Annotated in this window: 5 protein-coding genes; 1 reads left to right on the top strand and 4 read right to left on the bottom strand. The window is 71.6% G+C overall.

Going from position 1 to position 6,649, the window contains the following annotated elements:
* Positions 1-51: 51 nt before the first annotated feature.
* From B7P34_RS34420 to B7P34_RS34435, 4 genes are all read right to left on the bottom strand, one after another.
* On the bottom strand, positions 52-1,080 hold the full coding sequence (locus B7P34_RS34420; protein WP_106682085.1) for an aspartate-semialdehyde dehydrogenase: 1,029 nt from the start codon (positions 1,078-1,080) through the stop codon (positions 52-54).
* Between the two features lie 154 nt (positions 1,081-1,234).
* Positions 1,235-1,525 carry a carboxypeptidase-like regulatory domain-containing protein gene (locus B7P34_RS34425; protein WP_106682086.1) on the bottom strand — a complete coding sequence of 97 codons (291 nt, stop codon included), beginning with the start codon at positions 1,523-1,525 and terminating at the stop codon, positions 1,235-1,237.
* 24 nt (positions 1,526-1,549) lie between these two features.
* On the bottom strand, positions 1,550-2,467 hold the full coding sequence (locus B7P34_RS34430; RefSeq protein WP_106682087.1) for a trypsin-like serine peptidase: 918 nt from the start codon (positions 2,465-2,467) through the stop codon (positions 1,550-1,552).
* A gap of 194 nt (positions 2,468-2,661) precedes the next feature.
* Positions 2,662-5,967, bottom strand: a complete 3,306-nt coding sequence (locus B7P34_RS34435; protein ID WP_106682088.1) for a S8 family serine peptidase — start codon at positions 5,965-5,967, stop codon at positions 2,662-2,664.
* A gap of 488 nt (positions 5,968-6,455) precedes the next feature.
* Here B7P34_RS34435 and B7P34_RS36975 point away from each other — a divergent pair.
* On the top strand, positions 6,456-6,649 hold a 194-nt coding region (locus tag B7P34_RS36975), incomplete at its 3' end, for a twin-arginine translocation signal domain-containing protein (RefSeq protein WP_146167012.1).

Genomic DNA, 6,649 nt, shown 5'->3' on the forward strand with positions numbered 1-6,649 from the left:
CGCCGCCCGGCCCCGAGGGGGCAGGGCGGCGCGGGCGGGCCGGGGGAGGGGTCAGCCCTTGAGCTCGGCGGCGACGAGCTCCGCGATCTGGACCGCGTTCAGCGCGGCGCCCTTGCGGAGGTTGTCGTTGGAGAGGAAGAGCGCGAGGCCGTTCTCGGCGGTCTCGTCGACGCGGATGCGGCCCACGTAGGAGGCGTCCTTGCCGGCCGCCTGCAGGGGGGTGGGGATCTCCGAGAGCTCGACGCCGGGGGCGTCCGCCAGCAGCTCGTAGGCGCGCTCGACGCTGACCGGGCGCTCGAAGCGGGCGTTGACCTGCAGCGAGTGGCCGGAGAAGACGGGGACGCGGACGCAGGTGCCGGAGACCTTCAGGCCCGGGATCTCCAGGATCTTCCGGGACTCGTTGCGGAGCTTCTGCTCCTCGTCGGTCTCGAAGCGGCCGTCGTCGACGATCGAGCCGGCCAGCGGGAGCACGTTGAAGGCGATGGGGCGCTTGTAGACGCCGGGCTCGGGGAACTCGACGGCCTCGCCGTCGAAGGCGAGCTGGTCGGCGGCCTCGGCCAGCCGGCAGACCTGGGTGTGCAGCTCGGCGACGCCGGCCACGCCCGAGCCGGAGACGGCCTGGTAGGTGGTGGCGATCAGGGCCGTCAGCCCCGCCTCCTCGTGCAGCGGGCGCAGCACGGGCATGGCGGCCATGGTGGTGCAGTTCGGGTTGGCGATGATGCCCTTGGGGCGGTCCTTGACCGCGTGCGGGTTGACCTCGGAGACGACGAGCGGGACCTCGGGGTCCATGCGCCAGGCGGAGGAGTTGTCGATCACGACGGCGCCCTGTCCGGCGACCTTCTCGGCCAGCGCCCGCGAGGTGGCGCCGCCGGCGGAGAAGAGCACGATGTCCAGGCCGGTGTAGTCGGCGGTCGAGGCGTCCTCGACCGTGATCTCCGTGCCCTTCCAGGGGAGGGTGGATCCGGCGGAGCGCGCCGAGGCGAACAGGCGCAGCTCGCTGACCGGGAAGTCCCGGTCGGCGAGGATCTTGCGCATGACTCCGCCGACCTGCCCGGTGGCTCCGACGATTCCGATCCTCATGAGGGCTCCCTACTCATGTACATCACATGCAACATGCAACCTGCTGCCAGGGACGTCCCGCCTGGCACGCCGGTTCCATCATGTGGTCACACCCGCCCCAAAAGTCCAATCCTTTGACCGGTGTACGAGACCGGGCCGGGCGGGCGGGAAATCTTCAGCCCAGGCGCAGGTCGGCCCGGACATCCTCCGGGCGGGCGGCCGCGGGGCCCGCGGCGACCCGCACCCGGGTGGTGGCGGTCCCTCCGTCCGCCCGGCACGCCAGGGTGTACGTCCCGGCGGCCGGGGCGGTGAGCGCGAAGCGGCCCTCGCCGTCGGTGACGGCGGCGACGTCCGGCAGGGGCACCGGCCCGTCGGCGAAGGCCACGCGGGCGCCGGCGACGGGCGCGCCCGCGGCGTCGCGGACCGTGCCGCGGATCACGCCGGCGGGCGCGGGCGAGGTGCTCATGAGCGCTCGGTCATGCGGATCGGGTCACGCCTTCCAGGCCACGAAGTTGTTGTAGACCGGCGTGGTGATCCGGGTCCCGGAGTTCACCCGGGCCCCGCCGTACGTGTGGACGGCGATCCCGTACCGGTCGTTGCCGATGATCCGGTAGACGGAGCTGCCGCTCTGCCCGCCGAAGGTGTCGATGTCGTAGTACACCTTGCGCGGGCCCACCGAGTCGACGCGGCGCGCGTCGTACCAGAGCGTGGCGTACGGCTTGTCGGCCGGATAGCCGGCGATGTTGCCGGTGACCTGCAGCAGGTCCGCGTCGGACCAGACGCCGAAGCCGAACCAGCCGGTCTGCGCGCCGAGGTCCGTGGGGAGGATGATCGCGCCGTAGTCGTAGTTCTCGTCGCCGCTTGCCGTCCAGCCGGTCACCGACCGGAAGTTCGTGCTGACGACCGGCCCGTAACAGACCGTGCCGCCGTTGCGCCCGGGCCACACCTTGATGCTGCGGACCCAGCCGTCCCGCCCGGGCACCCCGCTGTTCTTGATGAAGACGACGTGCCCGGCGGTGGCGATCGTGTGCGGGCCGATGAACCAGCCGGTGCCTAGCCAGGCGCTGCCGTCGGCGGCCGTGATCTCCAGGAAGCAGTGCACGCGCCACGGGTAGACGCAGGTGTTGGTGATCTGCACCCGGTCGTCCGGCGGGTGGACGGTCTCGGGGCCGGTCCGCGGCCCGAAGGAGGCCTCGCCGATGTCGGGGAGGGGGCCGCCGAAGGCGTCGGCGGCCTCGGGCGCGGCCGGCAGCTCGTAGCCCTCGACGGGTTCGGTGCCCGTGGAGCCGCCCGGGGCGGGCTCGCCGCCCTCACCCGTGCCGGGGGGCTGGAACACGGGCTGTCCGTCGGCGGGCAGCAGGCCCACCGGGGGTTCGCTGGATACGGGGGTGTGAGGGTCCTGTGGCATGGGCGGAACCGTCCCTTCGACGGCAGAGGTCCGCAGACCGCACCGAACGGGGCATAAGCGCAACCTGTGCTCGAATCTCCTCCGGGAATCCGGGCCGCAGTAGGGGCGCGGAGGGGTGCGGGGGAGCATTCGGGGCGCGCGAAGGGGCGGGCGCCCATACCGTGCGCCCGCCCCTCCCGATTCCGTGCCTCCGGCTAGCCGGTGACCTTCTCGATCTTCACGCTGCCGTTCCCCGCGACCGTCCCGGCCGCGTTCACCAGCTGCACGTCACCGAAGAAGGACCGCCCCTCCGGAGCCGCACCCGCGACCACGACCTCCGCCGTGACCTGCGCGGACTGCCCGGCGCCCAGCTTGACCGGCGCACCGTCGGCGACCTTGATCTCCCCCAGCGAGGGCGCGAAGTACACGTCGCGGTAGTCGTACGCGGTCGAGCCCGCGGGCACCGAGTAGCCCGTGACCTCGATGGTGTACTCGCCCGCCGCCGGCTTGGTCAGGCTCACGAGCTCGTCGGAGCCGCCGCTGGTGGAGGAGCCCACGGCCTTGCCGTCCTTGTAGACGGTCAGGTCGAGGTCGGCCTTGGCGTCCGCGGTCGCGCCGATCGCGGCGTCGAAGCGGGTGACGCCCGCGCCGAGCGTGACCTTGGTGACCTGCTTCTCGCCCTCCTTGATCACCGGCCGGGCGGTCTTCGAGGAGCCGAGCTGCCCGCCCTTGAGCGTGCCGTCGAGCGCCGCGAAGCCGTTGACGGCCTTCCAGGACACGGCGGCCGGAGTGCCGATCTTCGCCTCGGGCACGGTCTGCACCGCCGGGTCGAAGGTGACGCCGAGCGCGGTGGCGGTCAGCGTGTAGGGGTTCTCCAGCAGCGGCGAGGTGCGCCGCGACTCGACCTCGATCTCCCAGACGCCCGGCAGCGGGTTCGCGTAGCTGCGCAGGTCCGGGCGGCACTTGTTGGCCGGGTTCGGGTAGTTCGGGTAGCAGTTGACGGTGGAGGTCTCGTCAACGGGCACGCCGTAGGGGTTGATCGCGATGAACCGGGTCTGGCTGTCCTTGGCCAGGCCGCCCAGGGCGACCTCCAGCGTCTTCGCGCCCTTCGGCACGCTGACGAAGTACGAGGTGCTGGCGTTGCGCACGGCCGTGGCGGTCTTCTTCACCACGTACGAGGGCGCCGCGACCGGCTCCGCGGCGACGACGGTCGCGAGGACCTGCTTGTCGATGCCCTCGGTGCGGTCGTCGTCCACGGTGAGGATCGCGCTGTGCAGGCCGGCCGTCCTGGCCTTCGCCTTCACCTTGACGGTCACGGGCTTGTTCAGCGGCAGCTTGACCTCGTCGTCGCCGTCGATCTTGAACGTGCCGTCGTTGTTGCGCCACTTCAGCTCGTGCCACACGGCCTTGTCCGGGCCGGAGGTACGGGTGATCGTGACCTCGTACGCACGGGTCTCGCCGGCCTTCAGACCGCCCTCGCGGTCGTAGATGCCGGTGCCGAAGCCCGGGGTCTTGAGCGCGGAGGACAGCGCGGTGGAGACCGGGGCCTTCACCGTGTAGTCGTGGGCGGTGGCGTGATCGCGCAGCGCCTCCCACGCGTCCGGGATGTTGATGAGGCCCGCGCCCTGCTCGTAGGCCTGCGCGCCCTTGATCTGCTTGGCGGTGCTGGTCAGCGCCGTGCGCAGGTCGGCCGGGGTGAGCTTCATGTTCTTCTGCTTGGCGGCCGAGATCAGCAGCGCGGAGGCGCCGGCGGCCTGCGGGGAGGCCATCGAGGTGCCCTGCAGCATGCCGTAGCCGGGCGGCAGGTCGTAGCCGGCCTCCTTGACGGGGGCGCCCGGCTCCCAGGTCGGCGTGGTGTTGATCGACGCGCCCGGAGCGGTGATCGTCGGGGTGAAGCCGCCGTCCTCGCGCGGGCCGCGGGAGGAGAACGGCATCATCGCGTACTTGGTCTTCACCTCCGAGCCGTAGTTGGCGGCCCAGGTCTCCTTGGAGACGGACGCGCCGACGCTGATGACCTTGTCGGCCAGGCCGGGGTCGCCGATGGTGTTGGCGCCGGGGCCGCTGTTGCCCGCGGAGATCACGAGCTGGACGCCGTAGGTGTCGATGAGGCGCGTGTAGAGCTCGGAGCGGGCGTTGTTGCCGTCGTTGAGCGCGGGCAGGCCGCCGATCGACATGTTGACGATGTCGACGCCGCGGTTGACCACGAGGTCGATCATGCCCTCGGTGAGGGCGACGTTGGTGCAGCCGCCGCTCCAGGTGCAGGCGCGGGAGGAGACGAGCTTGGCGCCGGGCGCCGCGCCGTTCATCTTCCCGCCGAAGAGGCCGTTGGCCGCGGTGATGCCCGCGACGTGCGTGCCGTGCTCGGACTCGATGACGCCGATGTTGACGAAGTCGGCCTTCTTGCCGACCCAGTCGCCGCCCTTGGGGTCCATCGGCACGTCCTTGCGGATCTGCACGACGAACGGGATGCGCTCGGCGATCGGGGTCTTCGGGTCGTCCTTGCCGAAGTAGCCGACCTGGAACCCGTCCTTGTAGGGCTTGAGTTCCTCGTCGTTGGTGAAGTTCCCGTCGTCGTCGAGGTCGACGCGGACGGTGCCCTTCGCCTTGTCGTAGAGGACCGCCCAGGAGTCGGTGGTGTCGCCGTCCCGGTTGAGGTCGCCCTTCATGTCGCCGCCGGCGGTGACGTTCTCCCGGAAGAGGGCGACCTGGTAGGCGCCGTTGCCGGGCGCCGTGTAGCTGCGGCCGTTGAAGGAGAAGGACGGGCCCGAGACGTCGGACGTCATCGGCAGCCAGGTGCCGTCCTGGTCGGTCAGCGGGTCGGTCGAGGTCACCCAGTCGACGATCTTGCGCTCGCCGGTGCTGGTCTTCTGCAGCGCCGGGTGGCCCAGGTCGATGCCGGAGTCGAGGATGCCGATGGTCACGCCGCGGCCGTCGGCCTTCGGGTGGTCCTCGGTGAAGTCCACGGCGCCGGTCTCGAAGGCCGGCTGGTAGGGGTTCTTCGCCGGGGTGTCCTTGCCGGGGCCCGGGAAGGAGCCCGCCTTGGCGCCGCGGGCGCCCTCGGCCGCGTCGGCGCGCGGCGTCGGGTCCGGCAGCTTGATCTCCTGCTTGAGGTCGATGCCGTGCACCGAGCCCAGCTTCGCCGCCTCGGCGATGGCGGCGTCGGCCTTGGCCGTGGGCACGGTGGCCCGGACGTAGCCGAGCTTGTCGTCCGTGCGGCCCACGGAGGCGCCCTTGATGGCCCCGAGCTTGCCGGTGACCTGGCCGGTCTGCCCCGGCGCGGTGGCGATCATCATGGTGACGGTCTTGTCGCCGCCCGCCTTGGCGCCGGCGAGCAGCGCGGCGTCCTGCGAACCGAGCTTGTCCGCCGGTGACTTGACCGGGCCGGGGGCGGGCAGCGGGTCGTCGGCGAAGGCGGGCACGGCGCCCGCGGCCGAGAGGGCGGCCACGAGGGAGGCCGCGACGGCTATTCGGGCCGTGCGTCTGGAGCCGCCGGGGCGGGTGGTGCGGGATTCGGGGGTCATGACCATCCCTGGCTGAAATTGACGTGAAGGTGCCGCTGAACAGCGGACGTCCGGAAATCGGAGCCGGATGACCGATCACTTTTATGGAAGTGACGGGGGTTTGGGGAGAGTTGTCGGAGCGGGAAGGTAAGGATGGCGTAAACCCGCCAGGCGCCACTCGGGAGGAAGTGTGACGGAGGCCGTGAAGCGGGCAGTGGCGTTCTCGCAGCTCAGAGGCTGTAGGGCAAACGGACTACAGCACCGGCCCCGCAACCGGCCCAGTCTTCCACCCGAGAGTGAACGCTGAGTGAGCGTCAGCCCGCCAGGGGACGAGTGCTGTATGTCCGTTCGCATTCGCCAAGATCGATGTGCGGTGATCGGCGGCGGCCGTTGCGGCCGCGTTCACGCCCAGGTCACCCCCGCTGCCAACGATCCTCGGTAGGAAGGATCGCTGCCGGCCAGCTCCGCAGCCCGTAGCCCGCTTCGCGTTCGCACTCGGGGAGACCGCTATGCACCGCAGATCCGACAGATCCGCAGACGCCCGCCTCGACCGCCGTACGTTCCTCGCGGCAGCGGGGGCCGTGACCACCGCCACCGGCATCGGCCTGGCCCTGGGGACCGGCCCGGTGCCGGCAGCGGCGCAGCCCCCGGATCCGGGGCCCGGGACGGGCGCGGGGGCCGCGGCGGCCGCCTCCGCGGGCGC

It is taken from the genome of Streptosporangium nondiastaticum (assembly GCF_003011965.1).
Lineage (GTDB): Bacteria > Actinomycetota > Actinomycetes > Streptomycetales > Streptomycetaceae > Streptomyces > Streptomyces nondiastaticus.